A 12,856-nucleotide genomic window follows, 5' to 3' on the forward strand; every position below is an offset into this window, starting at 1 on the left:
CTCTAATTTTCATAAAAATGTTTTTTATAAGTAGTTGGGGGAACTCCTAAAACTCTTAAAAAAGCGCGGCGCATATGCTCAATATTGCCAAAACCACATTTTAAGGCAATTTCTTTTTGGCTTAATTTGGTTTTAGCTAAAGTTCGTCGTGCTGTTTCAACCCGTTGATGTAAAACATAACGCGCTGGTGTCATCCCAAATTCACTAGCAAAAATACGTGCAAAATGACGTAAACTCATAGCCGCTTGACTAGCTAAAACTTCTATTGGCAAAGGTTCGGAAATATGTTCTAAAATCCAAGCAGGTAACTGACGTAAATTATCCCGCTGTGGTGCAGAATTTTGCAAAGTAACGCTAAATTGGCTTTGTCCACCTGGACGACGTAAGAAAATTACTAAAGCACGGGCAATATTTAGGGCTATAGTTGGGTCTAAATCTTCTTCTACTAAATCCATTGCTAAATCCATTCCAGTTGTAACACCAGCAGAGGTATAAATATTTCCATCTCGAACAAAAATAGAATTGCTATCTACTTCTATTTCAGGATATTTAGCTGATAATTTAGAGCAATAATTCCAATGAGTTGTAGCACGACGGTTGTTTAATAATCCTGCTGAAGCTAAAACAAATGCTCCTGTGCAAATAGAACCTATACGCCTTATTTTAGGGCTTATTTGCTTTAACCATAAAGCTATATCATCTAAGGGTTGTACTGTAAGGCTACCTGAACCACCAATAATCAATAATGTATCTATTGGCTCTAAAGCAATTGTTGCTTCTGTTAAGTCTGTTAACTGTTTATCAACATTAAAAGACAATCCACAATCACCCCTAATAACGCTTTCTTTTCCTGCATTAAAAACCTCTGTTTTATAAATGGCTGGTTTTCCTTCAGACTCAAGCAAATAATTAGCGCATTGAAAGACACTTAAAGGGCCAATTAAATCTAGCTCCATAATTGGTTGGATAGCTAAAAATACTATACGTTTTTTTGATCTACTCATTTGTTTTCCTCTAAATAAACAAAGTACAAATAACTGTAGCATAAATAAAATTATAATGGCAGAAATTGTTGTATCTATGTCATTTACGCCATAAGTTAATCAGAATAAGATCGCAACACTAACTTATAACTTATTAAAATGGAGTAAATATGGATTTATTAGTCTGGTCATTAAGCAAAGCACGACAGCAAACATTAAATTTAGTAGCAGATTTAACAGAAGAACAAATGTATCAACAATCTGTAGCAGGAGAAAATCATCCTGCTTGGACTTTAGGACACCTATTTTTAGCTGATTGTATGATGTTGGGTGCTTTAGAATCTCCTAACGCGCTGCAAATGCCTAAAGGATGGTGGGAAATTTATGCACCTGGTAAAGCACCTAGTTCTGATAAAAATATATATCACTCAAAAGAACAACTAATTGAGCAACTTATAGAAACAGAGAAAATACGTAAGGAAGTAATTGGAAATTTAACTAGCAAAGATTTAGCTAAACCAACTCCAGATCCACATTTTGCGGCTGTTCAACCTACTATTGGACATACACTTCATTATTTATTATTTCATGAGGGAAATCATGCTGGACAACTTGCGGCTTGGAGAAAAAGCCGCAATCTTTCATCCGGTAGTGGGGCATTTGGAATTATTTAAGTTAAATAACTACTAGTATTTAATATTAATTTTGCCAAGGAAGTGGAATAGGTTGGTTATTAGAAGTTAAAACTTGGACATTAGGGACGCTTAAAGTTGCTACTAACTGCATTTCTTCATCACCTGAATTGATAATTTGATGAACTGCATTAGGTGGAATAACTAAAGTTGAATTAGGGCCAAAATAACTAGTTTTATCTTCTAAAATAAAGGTTCATTTCCTTTTAATACAAGTATCATTTCATCACAATCATCTTATGAACAGGAGTTTCAGCTTTTGGAGAAATTGTTTGTAGCCAAACTTCAAAATTATTTACTCCAAAAGCTGGCCACAAATTGTTTTATGAACTAAACCAGGTAAGCTAAATTCTTCTACTTCTAAATTATTAATAATACTCATCTTACACCTCTAATAGTAAATTCTTTGCCTTCTAGCAAAATAAGAAAAAAACTGAAACGAATGCTCAAAGCATCAAGTTGCAAAATATATGGCAATAACCTATTACAAACCTAAGTTGTTAACTACCTTAGAAATTAAATACTAATTTACTGAAAATACTAACTTTATTGAAAATAAATAGTATTTTCTAAAATCCCTCAAAATAAAATATGTATTTTATTTGCATATTTTCTCCTTTTTATCGTTGACGTGTAAAAATAAAATATGTATTTTATATGCAACTTTTATTAATTTTAAGAAAATACAATTATGGAGTGCCTTTATATGTCTGATAATCTTAGTATTTATGAACAAATAGGTGGTAAAGATGCAGTAAATGTAGCTGTAGAAAATTTCTATCGCAAAGTATTAACAGACGAACGAATTTGTCATTTTTTTGATGATATAGATATGGATAAACAAATGGCAAAACAAGCAGGATTTTTAACTATGGTTTTAGGAGGGCCAAACGAATATACAGGAAAAAGTATGAGAGAGGGCCATGCACACCTTTTATCTAAAGGCTTAAATGATAAGCACGTTGATGTAGTGCTAGAACTTTTGGCCGAAACATTAACAGAATTAAACGTCCCACAACATTTTGTTAATCAAGTAATTACGACTGCTGAAAGCACTCGTAATGATGTGCTTTCCCGTTAGTGCTTCTACATTTTGCTAAATAATCTGCTAGGAGAAAATTAATTAATGGCTACTATTAATTACAGGGATGAAATCTTTTCAGTTGAAGCAAATGAAACTGTATTAGAGACTTTATTAAAAAAAGGTGTAAAAGTCACAAATGCTTGTCGTGCAGGAGTTTGCCAATCTTGTATATTAAAAGCAGACAAAGCTTGCTTACCAAAAGAAGCACAACAAGGATTAAAAGAAACATTAAAAACGCAAGGCTATTTTTTATCTTGTGTTTATCGTCCGCAGGAAGATTTAACTATTGTTTCTTCTGATCTGCAAATTCCTGCTTACATTGCAGATAAAGAAATGCTTAATCAAGATGTTTTATGCCTAAAGTTAAAATATGAGGATGAATTTCTTTTTCAAGCAGGGCAATTTATTAATTTAATTAGAGAGGATGGTTTAGCACGTCCTTACTCTATTGCTAGCCTCCCTTCAGATGGTTATTTAGCTTTACATATTCGTTTAATTGCTAATGGTCAAATGAGTGGATGGTTAAGTTCTCAAGCAAAAATAGGAGAAAAACTATATATCCAAGGCCCCAAAGGAGATTGTTTTTATTTAAATAACAATAAACAACAGCCTCTTTTAATGGTAGGAACGGGAACAGGGTTAGCACCTTTATACGGCATTTTACAAGATGCTCTAAAACAAGGTCATGATGGGGAAATACATCTCTTTCACGGGGCATTGAAGCACGAAGGAATATACTTGAAAAATGAGTTATCTTTTCTTAGCAAACAATACTCTCATTTTTATTATCATCCATCTGTTTTACAGGGTGAAACGGATAATATTGTGGAAGTAGGCGCAATAAATAAGCTAGTTTTTAAGCATATTCCAAAATTAAAAGGTTGGCGGGCTTTTTTATGTGGTCATCCAGAGTTAGTTAATTCACTGAAAAAACAAGTTTTTCTTGCTGGTGTATCATCAAAAGATATTTTTTCAGATGCTTTTTTTGCTAGTGCTAACTAATTAAGTTTAGATAAGGATTTTTATGTGGTAACTCCAAAAAATTTTTGTTAATAATCTAATTATTAGCTTTAGATAAAAACAAAAATTTTTGGAGTGTTATGCAACTTACTTACCATTCAGATTATTCTTTAAGAATGTTAATTTACTTAACTATTAACTCTGATCGTCTAGTTTCAACAGAAGAAATTAGTAACGCTTATGGCATTTCCAAAAATCATTTAGTAAGAGTTGCACAAACACTTAACCGACATGGATTTATTAACTTATATGCTGGACGTAAAGGAGGCATCAAACTAGCACGAGATCCTAAAGATATAATAATAGGGGATGTAGTGCGTCATACAGAACCCAACTTTCATTTAGTGGAATGTTTTGACAAGGAAAACAATACTTGTTCTATAGTGTCAGTATGTGGATTAAAATCAATGCTATATCAAGCAAAAGAAGCTTTTTTAGCTACTTTAGATAAATATACTTTAGCTGATGTTATTAATTTTAATGATCAACACAAGCTTCCATTATATTTTTAAGTTCTGTAACAAAAGATGAAAAAACTATAATGTAAATAAACTTACTTAGAACTTTCTATAAAAAGCTATTTGAAAAGCATGATTATTGGTAAATGAACTTCTAGTTTTACTATATTGATTAAGATAACCTGCTTCTACATCAAATTTATTTGACACTCGATAACCAATTGCCCCATATATACGGTTTTGGTCAAAAACTCGACCATTAACAGCAGACTTATCACCTATATTAAGAAATACTTCATTTTGCAAGGCAACAAACCAACCTTTATTAAATTTTTCTTGTTTTACTAAAGGAACTATATTTCTAATAAAATAGCGTAAGCGATAAGCTTCATCATAACCATTAGTATCTAGCTCATTGCCTACAAGCCTTGCTTTAGGAATAAAACGTTGTTCAAGACGCAGACGATGCGCAACAGAAACATTGCCCATTTTTTGATTATAAAGTAGTTGTTGCCAAATTCTATGTTCAGAAAGTAAATCAGCAGTTTTTCCAATAGTTCTGCTATTTGGAATAAAAGCATAACCAGCAGTTACAGCTAAGCTTTCATTTATGTGGTAGTTAAGGCCAGGTCTCAGTATTATGGTTTGAACTTGATCTGCATTATCGGTTATACGTAATTGACCTTCAGCATGAAGGCTAAATTTATCATTAAGTTTGATTGTGTTAAATGATCCTAACCAACCGGAATGTTGCACTTGCGCGAAAGTTGTAGTCTTAAAACTAAAAAAACAACATACACAGAATAATAGGTAGAGGAAAATCCGCATTAGAAATAGTTATCCTTATTTTGTTTGGTTTTAACTATGAGTTAGAAAATTGCGGTTAGGGTTGTCTTAAACCTGCCAAATTTATGAAAATTTCAAAATAAACTAAGTTGTAAGGGTTTTTTTGTTAGGTTTTGTAAATATTGAGTTTTTATATTTGAGAATTCTGCTATACATCTTGCTACATATTCTGCTAGTTTTACAGGCACAGCATTTCCTATTAACTGTTCTATTTCTGATTTATTTCCTATAAATACAAAATTTTCTGGAAATGTTTGGATTAGACTTCTTTCTTTTGTAGTAAGAGGACGTAATCCATTAATTTCTTTGATTGGATCTCCTGGATGTCCTAAATATCCTTTAGGTATAGGTCTATTAACACCCCGTATTGTTGGACTTGGTTCATCTATACTAAATACACCCCGTCTTTTGTAACTTCTTGGATGCCTATAATAATATTCTATATCTATTTTACTTCCTAAATAGTCCCGTATTGTTAGAGGATTTGGAGCTAAGTAGTTATTTAAATAGGGTATTAGTTGATTATCCTGTCCATTTAACTGTCCAATCAAAAACAATCTTTTTCTTTCCTGTGGCACACCACATAAACTAGCATCTAGTATTATTTGGCTTAAACCATAATCAGCTTTTATTAGAATTTCTTTTGCTTTTATTAGTGTCAGGCTTTTTTCGGCACGACTAACATTTTCCATTACAAACCATTTAGGTTTTACTTTAGAAACAATTTCTGCAAATGAAATTGTCAAATTTGCTCGGCCTAAAGTTTCATCACGTTTTCCAGCAGAAGAAAAATCTTGAATAGAGGCCACCTATAATTATTTCTGGAGAAAGATTTTTGAAAATGCTACATAACGGCTCATATTTTTCTAAGTCGTAGTTATATATAGAATGCGTGAAATTTTTTGTGTAAGTGTTAATTGCGGGTTGCCAATTATCAAACGCTGCTACTATCTGAAGTCCGGCATTTTGGAATCCAAGCGACATACCACCACAGCCTGCAAATAAATCAATAGTTCTCATAATTATTTAATCAAATAAATTAGGTGAATTAAGTATAATTGCGTCGAGTCTTCTTTCAGGGCTTAAATAATCTTGTGCGCCACCCAGTATTATTTCTTTAACCGCATATTTTGATATGCGGGGCTTTGTTAGAGATGAACTTTTCATATATGGATTAGTTATTTTTCCACTAACAGCAAAAGCCTTGTCATTGCGTGTATTGTAAGTTAGTTGGCTAGTTACTAAATCTGCATTTATTTTTCCTGAATTGGCAAAATCATCTAACATTTTTATTAACCAAACAACAGCCCTTTCCATACGAGTAAAAGCACTAGTTTTGTTTGTTGCCTGATCAATAAATAATCGTGTAATAGCAAAATCAGACCATATAAACATATCAAAACATTCTTTTGATAAAATTCCTTTTTTTCCTTGAGTTTTCCAGATAGGTTGTAATAACAAAGGGGTTTGGCTTTGGATATTTGTTTTTATTATTGTATCAATTGTTTGTATAAAGTTAGCCATATTAGGGCGCACACTGTCTGCGTCATCCCAACTATTAATTTTGGAGCAAGTTAAAGATGTAATTGCTTTTAGCTCTTCTTTTTTGTTTATGAAAAGTTTTGCTATTGCAAGGGCTACATAAACTATTGTGTCTGGTCTAACTACTATTTCACATCCATAAAAGCTATCATCATCAACTTCACAAGTTGAGTTGTCAGGCAATGCAGTTAATTTTATTTCAAATGCTGCTAAACAGTCTTTATTTTTTGTTGCAGAATTTCGTGTTACTAAATCTGCTCTAGGTAAGGCCCTATTACTAAATCTGCATAAGGTGTAAAACTTTCTTCAAAACTAAAGAATAAATTATTATCGTTATAAGGTAGACCAAAAAGCTTTTCCACCGTTATTAATTGATGTGTGATTGATAGATCTTCTTCTAAAACTAGATATATTGGATCTACTTTTTTTGATGCCATATAACAAGTCAATGCTATTGGAAAGGAATTGTTAAACTGATTTTTTCCCCAACTTTCTGGTAAAGAGAAATCTCTATTAGAATTTTTAATACCAAATAGACCTGGTTTTATGTTTGTAGTCATATATGCTTATTTCTTAAGGAATTTAGAAATACCTTGTTGGCAATCTTCAGTCATTCGGCAAATTGTGTTGGCATCCATTCCAGATTTTAAGGCTGTTTCATAACTCATCCCATCCATCTGATAAAGCAATCTTTTAGTTAAAAACATTGCAGAAGTGCTTTTACGAGTTAAGGAAATTAAATAATCGGCTGCTTTGCTATCAAATTCACTGTCTAAATAAACCTGGTTAATTAGCCCAATTCTTTCAGCTTCTTTTGCTGAAATTGGCTCACCACTAGTAATTAGCTCAAATGCTCGTTTTTCGCTAACAGAACGGCGTAAAATAGCCATTACCATTGCAGGGATAAAACCAATCTTAACTTCTGGATAACCAAATTGCGCACTTTCATTAGCTAAAATTAAGTCACAAGCTGTTGCTAGCCCGCATCCACCAGCCAATGCCCGACCCCGCACAACAGCAACTACAGGTTTGGCTAAATTGCGGATCTGCACAAATAATTCCATTAAAAGGGCAGTGTCTTCTAAATTTTCTATAATTGAGCTACGAGCAATTTTTTGTAGCACAGAAAGATCTGCTCCAGAACAAAAATCGCTTCCAGCACCTTCTATTGCAACTACTCGGACATCTGGACTTTCATTAGCTACTTTTAAGGCTAATTTGATTTCTGCAACTATGGTGTCATCTAAAGCATTTCGTTTTTCAGGACGATTTAAGATAATTTGAGCTAAATGCTGTTCGGATTTATAAAGTATTTTGCTGTATTCAGACATAAGCCCTCCAAACTAAAATTATAATTCTGCTAAATGTTTCTCTAAACGTTCAATACGACGTTCAAAAACTAGTTTTCTAAGCTCTTTTAGAAGTGACATTGCTGATGGTGAACCTTCTTCGGCTAAGGCTAAATTAATTTGCCACATTACTTGTTGCCTATTTCTACGACGCTGTTTTTTTTCGTCTGATTCTTGTTGTGAATACCATTCTTCTAAAGTTGCTTTCTTAAAAAGGAATTGCTGACGTTTTAATACTTCTATTAAATGAAATAGCTTTTTCTTATATAAATTTACATCAGTTTGTAGATTTTCTTTTTGGTATTGATGAAACTGCTCGCAAATACGTTCAGCTAGCCAAGGACGGATATTAGCTAATAGTGCAAGTTCTGAAGGGCCAGCTTGATAATATTGATTTAGCGTAGTTAAGCCAGCCGCAAATAGTTTTCTAACCGTCGTTGCACCAACATTTTTAACTTGTTTTAAGATAGATTGAATTATTAAACCTTCGCGGGAAGAAGAAATTGCTGCTAAAACATCATCTTCTAACGAAAAAGCTTGAGGTAGACAAGTTATTAATTGGTCATAGATTGCTAAAATTTCTTTTTTCTTTTCTCCACTAATCAAACGATCAGAGCTATTTTTAATAGAAAATAGAAGACTAGAAAAACTACTTAAAGTTTGACTTAATTCTTTATAATTCATTGAAAAAGCAGCATTGTCTATTAGCTCTAAAGATGGTTTACATAAATCTATCCATTCCTTAGAAGCATGACCGTCTCTAAGTTCTTTAAGAAATCCTTTTATTGGTTGAGTATAACTAGCTACTAAATTAGCAAAAAGGTCTTTTAATTGCTTGTCATCTGCTTGAAGGTGATAGTCTGCTTCTCCAGAAATTGCTGTTTGAAGGCTTGCCCCTACTTGAACTACAGAATCTAAAGAATTATCAATATTACTAACAATTTCATCTAATACATCATCATTTATTTCTAACTCGTCAAAAGGATCTTCTGCTTCAAAATTTAGCTCATCATCCTCATCATTAAAATGCAGCAATGCAGGATGTTCTGCTGTTCTAGTGACTATATCGTCTATTAAAGAAACTTCACCTTCTAAAATTGTTTGTAGCGTTTTAATTATTTCAGTAATTGCCGATACATCAGCAATTTGTGACTGGCTAATTAGCCGAAGTAATTCTTCTAGTGCATTAACTCCATCACGTAGTAAATCAATTGCTGCAACCAGGTCTGGAGTTTGCCCAATAGCCATTTCTAAAGCTAATTCGTCCAACAAATTAGCAAGCTCCATTAAATATTCAACATATTTAACTGTAGCAATAGCTAAAGGCTTTGTTATAGAAGCTAGTTCATAAGTAAGATTAATATAAAGCGTTTCAGCTTCATTTCGGATTTCTCCAGCATGTTTAGCTAAAGCACGACAATAGCCAACATTGCCCGGAGAACGTGCTACACGTTGAAGATAAAGCTTTAGGAGTGTCGCGCTATCTTCAATTGAGACAATAAATTCATCAATTTTTTTTATTGTAGCCATAGCAAATTGGTAACTTACCTGAAGTAAACCTTGTAGGCCCCGGAGGGGCTACTGATAATAGACCTGTTCTTTAGGACAGGTCTAAGTTATCAGGAATTTCTATTTCCATTCTAAGTAATGCAGAGCTATAGGTTTTACCCTGGGCATCTGTTTTAAGTGATAGTGTCCCACCACCGCCAAGAGACTCTGCCAATAGGAAATTTAGCGCACCTAAATTAGGAAGTTCATAACGAGTTACTGCCCCTTTGCAAATTTCTGTAAAATGTTCTTTTACTCGTTCAGCAGTAACTTCTTGAGCTAATATTGGGTAATATTCTGGCCGTAGTGCAATTAATCCAACATTAGCCGTATCTCCTTTATCTCCAGAACGAGCATGCGCAAGCTTACGCAAGGAAACTTTCATAATTTTCTCCAAGTTTTCTTTAGTTAGAAATTATTAATTTTGTAGGAATTAGCCCAGTAAGAGTAAAACCATAGTAACAGTTAGGTCAAGCCAAGTTTGTCTAGCGTACAAGATCTATTTAATGATATTCTTACCAGTTTTCTACACTTAAGAACTTAATTTTATTAAACAATATAAATTATTTTGGAGTTGATATGGCGAAATTTAAAGGCGTGGATTTTTATGATATTGATTCATTATTAACTGAAGAAGAACGTTTAACACGTGATTCTGTACGTAATTTTGTTGAAGAAAAAATAGTCCCAATTATTGAAGAATGTTATGAACATGCTCGTTTTCCTACAGAACTAGTTAAACCATTAGGTGAGTTAGGCGTTCTTGGTGCTAGTCTTCCAACAGAATATGGTTGTGCGGGTTTAGGAGCAGTTGCTTACGGTTTAGTAATTCAAGAAATAGAGCGCGGTGATAGTGGAATACGTAGTTTTTCTAGTGTTCAAGGCTCATTAGTAATGTATCCAATCTATGCTTTTGGTTCAGAAGAACAAAAACGTAAATGGCTACCAGCAATGGCAAAAGGTGACAAAATAGGTTGTTTTGGTTTAACCGAACCTGATTTTGGCTCAAATCCATCAGGGATGATTACCCGTGCTAAACGTACCTCAAATGGTTGGTTGCTTAATGGTACAAAAACCTGGATTACTAACGGCACAATTGCAGATGTAGCCGTAGTTTGGGCAAAAACAGATGATAATGATATGATTCGCGGCTTTTTAGTAGAAAAAGGAACACCTGGTTTTACTGCTCCTGAAATTCATCGCAAACATTCCTTAAGAGCTTCTGTTACTTCAGAACTTGTATTTTCTGATTGTGAAATTCCAGAAGAAAATATTTTACCTCTTTCTAAAGGCTTAAAATCTCCTTTGATGTGTTTATCTCAAGCTCGTTATGGTATTTCTTGGGGTGCTATTGGTTCAGCAATGGCTTGTTATCATACTGCTTTAGATTATGCTCAAGGTCGTATCCAATTTGGTAAACCTATTTCAGCTTTTCAACTTCAACAAGCTAAATTTGCCGACATGTTAACAGAAATTACTAAAGCACAACTGCTTTCTTTACAATTAGGTAGGTTAAAAGAACAGGGTAAAATTACTCCAGCGCAAATTTCTATGGCAAAACGAAATAATGTACATATGGCAATGGAAGTAGCTAGGGCAGCAAGAACTATTTTAGGCGCAAATGGTATTAGTGGGGATTACCCAATTATGCGGCATATGAATAATTTGGAATCTGTTTATACTTATGAAGGAACTCATGATATTCACACACTAGTTTTAGGTGCTGAAATTACTGGACATCAAGCGTTTGACTAAATAGACAGGTGATTAAGTAGATCAGCCCTACAAAAAGGGCTGATCTTTTGCAAATATTTTTTATTGATCTAAACGATAGTTTGGAGCTTCTTTAGTAATAATCACGTCATGGACGTGGCTTTCTTTTAGACCAGCACTAGTAATGCGAATAAATTTAGAATTTTCTTTTAGTTCTTTAATAGTTTTACAACCACAATAACCCATACCTGCACGAAGTCCCCCTACAAGTTGAGTCACCATAGCCGCAATAGGGCCTTTATAAGGGACACGTCCTTCAATACCTTCTGGAACAAGTTTAGCTTCTACTTCATTTTCTTGAGCATAGCGGTCACGGCTACCTTCTTTCATTGCTCCAAGTGACCCCATGCCGCGATAAGACTTAAAGCTACGACCTTGAAGCAAAATAATTTCCCCTGGGCTTTCATCCGTTCCAGCAAAGAGCGAACCCATCATTGTAGAATCTGCACCAGAAGCAATAGCTTTAGTTACATCACCAGAAAACTTAATTCCACCATCTGCAATTATTGGAACACCTGTTGAGCGAGCAGCTTTAGCACAATCCATAATTGCGCTAACTTGAGGAACTCCACAGCCAGTAACTACTCTAGTTGTACAAATACTTCCAGGGCCAATTCCTACTTTAATACCGTCCACACCCGCAGCAATTAAATCTTTAGCCGCTTCAAATGTTGCAACATTTCCTGCTACTACATCAATGTTTGGATAATATTGCTTAATCTGTTTAACGGCTTCTATTACACGTTTAGAATGCCCATGTGCAGTATCTACAACAATTGCATCAACTCGGGCATTGATTAGCTCTTGAGCGCGTTCAAAATAATCACCTGTTGCACCGACAGCAGCAGCAACACGTAAGCGGCCCAAGTTATCTTTGGTTGCTAGCGGGTATTTAATAGCTTTTTGGATGTCTTTAACAGTAATTAAACCTTTAAGATGATATTCCTCATCGACAACTAATAATTTTTCTACGCGGTGTTTTTGCAAAATTCCTCGTGCTTCTTGCAAGGTAGTTCCTACAGCTACAGTAATTAAATTTTCTTTGGTCATCACTGTAGAAATAGGCAAATCATATCTATTTTCAAAACGCAGGTCACGATTAGTTAAAATTCCAAGAAGTTTTTTGTTGTCATCAACAATTGGGACACCTGAAATATGATAACGCTCCATTATTTTCAATGCTTTAGAAATAGGCTGATCAGCAGACATTGTTACAGGATCAACAATCATACCGCTTTCAGAACGTTTTACTTTATCAACTTCATCACATTGGGCAGTGATTGGCATATTACGATGAATTACGCCTAAGCCGCCTTGTTGAGCAAGTGCAATGGCTAATGCTGCTTCGGTTACTGTATCCATTGCAGCACTAACAATAGGGATATGAATTTTAATATTGCGAGAAAATAAGGTTGTTGTGTCGGTTTCTGCTGGTAGGACTTCGCTATAAGCAGGTCTAAGCAAAATATCATCAAAAGTTAATGCGTCAAAAATTTCTTTTTCCATAACCATTCCTATTTTTTAAGCTTACTACCTAGGTAGAAAATTCTTAAATCTATAA

The 12,856-nt window shown here is 34.1% G+C and carries 13 protein-coding genes and 2 pseudogenes; 5 read left to right on the forward strand and 10 right to left on the reverse strand.

Features of this window, described 5'->3' with window-relative positions:
* Nucleotides 1-2: 2 nt before the first annotated feature.
* Nucleotides 3-1,004 carry a GlxA family transcriptional regulator gene (locus tag IPK14_08465; protein MBK7993448.1) on the reverse strand — a complete coding sequence of 334 codons (1,002 nt, stop codon included), beginning with the start codon at nt 1,002-1,004 and terminating at the stop codon, nt 3-5.
* 149 nt (nt 1,005-1,153) lie between these two features.
* Here IPK14_08465 and IPK14_08470 point away from each other — a divergent pair, with 149 nt between their 5' ends.
* Complete coding sequence (locus IPK14_08470; GenBank protein ID MBK7993449.1) at nt 1,154-1,657, forward strand: DinB family protein; 504 nt, start codon at nt 1,154-1,156, stop codon at nt 1,655-1,657.
* 25 nt (nt 1,658-1,682) lie between these two features.
* Here IPK14_08470 and IPK14_08475 read toward each other — a convergent pair whose 3' ends face one another.
* Together IPK14_08475 and IPK14_08480 are read right to left on the reverse strand one after the other, a co-directional pair.
* Nucleotides 1,683-1,865, reverse strand: coding sequence for a hypothetical protein (locus tag IPK14_08475; protein ID MBK7993450.1), 183 nt, complete (start codon nt 1,863-1,865; stop codon nt 1,683-1,685).
* Nucleotides 1,866-1,893: 28 nt separating this feature from the next.
* Complete coding sequence (locus IPK14_08480) at nt 1,894-1,992, reverse strand: hypothetical protein (protein ID MBK7993451.1); 99 nt, start codon at nt 1,990-1,992, stop codon at nt 1,894-1,896.
* Between the two features lie 389 nt (nt 1,993-2,381).
* Here IPK14_08480 and IPK14_08485 point away from each other — a divergent pair, with 389 nt between their 5' ends.
* The 3 genes from IPK14_08485 (at nt 2,382) to IPK14_08495 (ending at nt 4,291) form a co-directional block, all read left to right on the forward strand.
* Nucleotides 2,382-2,756 (forward strand): group 1 truncated hemoglobin, encoded by a 375-nt coding sequence (locus IPK14_08485; GenBank protein ID MBK7993452.1) that lies wholly within the window; start codon nt 2,382-2,384, stop codon nt 2,754-2,756.
* A 45-nt stretch (nt 2,757-2,801) separates the two neighbouring features.
* Nucleotides 2,802-3,761, forward strand: coding sequence for a 2Fe-2S iron-sulfur cluster binding domain-containing protein (locus IPK14_08490; GenBank protein ID MBK7993453.1), 960 nt, complete (start codon nt 2,802-2,804; stop codon nt 3,759-3,761).
* Nucleotides 3,762-3,859: 98 nt separating this feature from the next.
* Complete coding sequence (locus IPK14_08495; protein MBK7993454.1) at nt 3,860-4,291, forward strand: Rrf2 family transcriptional regulator; 432 nt, start codon at nt 3,860-3,862, stop codon at nt 4,289-4,291.
* 45 nt (nt 4,292-4,336) lie between these two features.
* On the opposite strand, the gene IPK14_08500 is transcribed toward IPK14_08495, so the two are convergent.
* The 6 genes and pseudogenes from IPK14_08500 to IPK14_08525 form a co-directional block, all read right to left on the reverse strand.
* On the reverse strand, nt 4,337-4,993 hold the full coding sequence (locus IPK14_08500; protein MBK7993455.1) for a DUF2490 domain-containing protein: 657 nt from the start codon (nt 4,991-4,993) through the stop codon (nt 4,337-4,339).
* Between the two features lie 164 nt (nt 4,994-5,157).
* A pseudogene (locus tag IPK14_08505) lies at nt 5,158-6,103 on the reverse strand (DNA cytosine methyltransferase).
* A gap of 6 nt (nt 6,104-6,109) precedes the next feature.
* Nucleotides 6,110-7,185, reverse strand: a pseudogene (locus IPK14_08510) (HindVP family restriction endonuclease).
* A 6-nt stretch (nt 7,186-7,191) separates the two neighbouring features.
* Complete coding sequence (locus tag IPK14_08515) at nt 7,192-7,956, reverse strand: enoyl-CoA hydratase/isomerase family protein (protein ID MBK7993456.1); 765 nt, start codon at nt 7,954-7,956, stop codon at nt 7,192-7,194.
* Nucleotides 7,957-7,974: 18 nt separating this feature from the next.
* On the reverse strand, nt 7,975-9,504 hold the full coding sequence (locus IPK14_08520) for a hypothetical protein (protein MBK7993457.1): 1,530 nt from the start codon (nt 9,502-9,504) through the stop codon (nt 7,975-7,977).
* A 70-nt stretch (nt 9,505-9,574) separates the two neighbouring features.
* Nucleotides 9,575-9,907 carry a hypothetical protein gene (locus IPK14_08525; protein MBK7993458.1) on the reverse strand — a complete coding sequence of 111 codons (333 nt, stop codon included), beginning with the start codon at nt 9,905-9,907 and terminating at the stop codon, nt 9,575-9,577.
* A 194-nt stretch (nt 9,908-10,101) separates the two neighbouring features.
* Between IPK14_08525 and IPK14_08530 the strand changes: the two genes are divergently transcribed.
* The gene (locus tag IPK14_08530; GenBank protein ID MBK7993459.1) at nt 10,102-11,277 is read left to right on the forward strand and encodes an acyl-CoA dehydrogenase family protein; all 1,176 of its coding nucleotides are present in this window, start codon (nt 10,102-10,104) and stop codon (nt 11,275-11,277) included.
* 60 nt (nt 11,278-11,337) lie between these two features.
* Here IPK14_08530 and guaB read toward each other — a convergent pair whose 3' ends face one another.
* Nucleotides 11,338-12,801 carry an IMP dehydrogenase gene (guaB, locus tag IPK14_08535; GenBank protein MBK7993460.1) on the reverse strand — a complete coding sequence of 488 codons (1,464 nt, stop codon included), beginning with the start codon at nt 12,799-12,801 and terminating at the stop codon, nt 11,338-11,340.
* Between the last annotated feature and the right edge of the window lie 55 nt (nt 12,802-12,856).

The organism is Blastocatellia bacterium, from assembly GCA_016713405.1.
Taxonomy (GTDB): domain Bacteria; phylum Acidobacteriota; class Blastocatellia; order Chloracidobacteriales; family JADJPF01; genus JADJPF01.

Coding starts and splice junctions, on each gene's coding strand:
- IPK14_08465 (MBK7993448.1), bottom strand. CDS start 1,004: ATGAGTAGATCAAAAAAACGTATAGTATTTTTAGCTATCCAACCAATT.
- IPK14_08470 (MBK7993449.1), top strand. CDS start 1,154: ATGGATTTATTAGTCTGGTCATTAAGCAAAGCACGACAGCAAACATTA.
- IPK14_08485 (MBK7993452.1), top strand. CDS start 2,382: ATGTCTGATAATCTTAGTATTTATGAACAAATAGGTGGTAAAGATGCA.
- IPK14_08490 (MBK7993453.1), top strand. CDS start 2,802: ATGGCTACTATTAATTACAGGGATGAAATCTTTTCAGTTGAAGCAAAT.
- IPK14_08495 (MBK7993454.1), top strand. CDS start 3,860: ATGCAACTTACTTACCATTCAGATTATTCTTTAAGAATGTTAATTTAC.
- IPK14_08515 (MBK7993456.1), bottom strand. CDS start 7,956: ATGTCTGAATACAGCAAAATACTTTATAAATCCGAACAGCATTTAGCT.
- IPK14_08520 (MBK7993457.1), bottom strand. CDS start 9,504: ATGGCTACAATAAAAAAAATTGATGAATTTATTGTCTCAATTGAAGAT.
- IPK14_08525 (MBK7993458.1), bottom strand. CDS start 9,907: ATGAAAGTTTCCTTGCGTAAGCTTGCGCATGCTCGTTCTGGAGATAAA.
- IPK14_08530 (MBK7993459.1), top strand. CDS start 10,102: ATGGCGAAATTTAAAGGCGTGGATTTTTATGATATTGATTCATTATTA.
- guaB (MBK7993460.1), bottom strand. CDS start 12,801: ATGGAAAAAGAAATTTTTGACGCATTAACTTTTGATGATATTTTGCTT.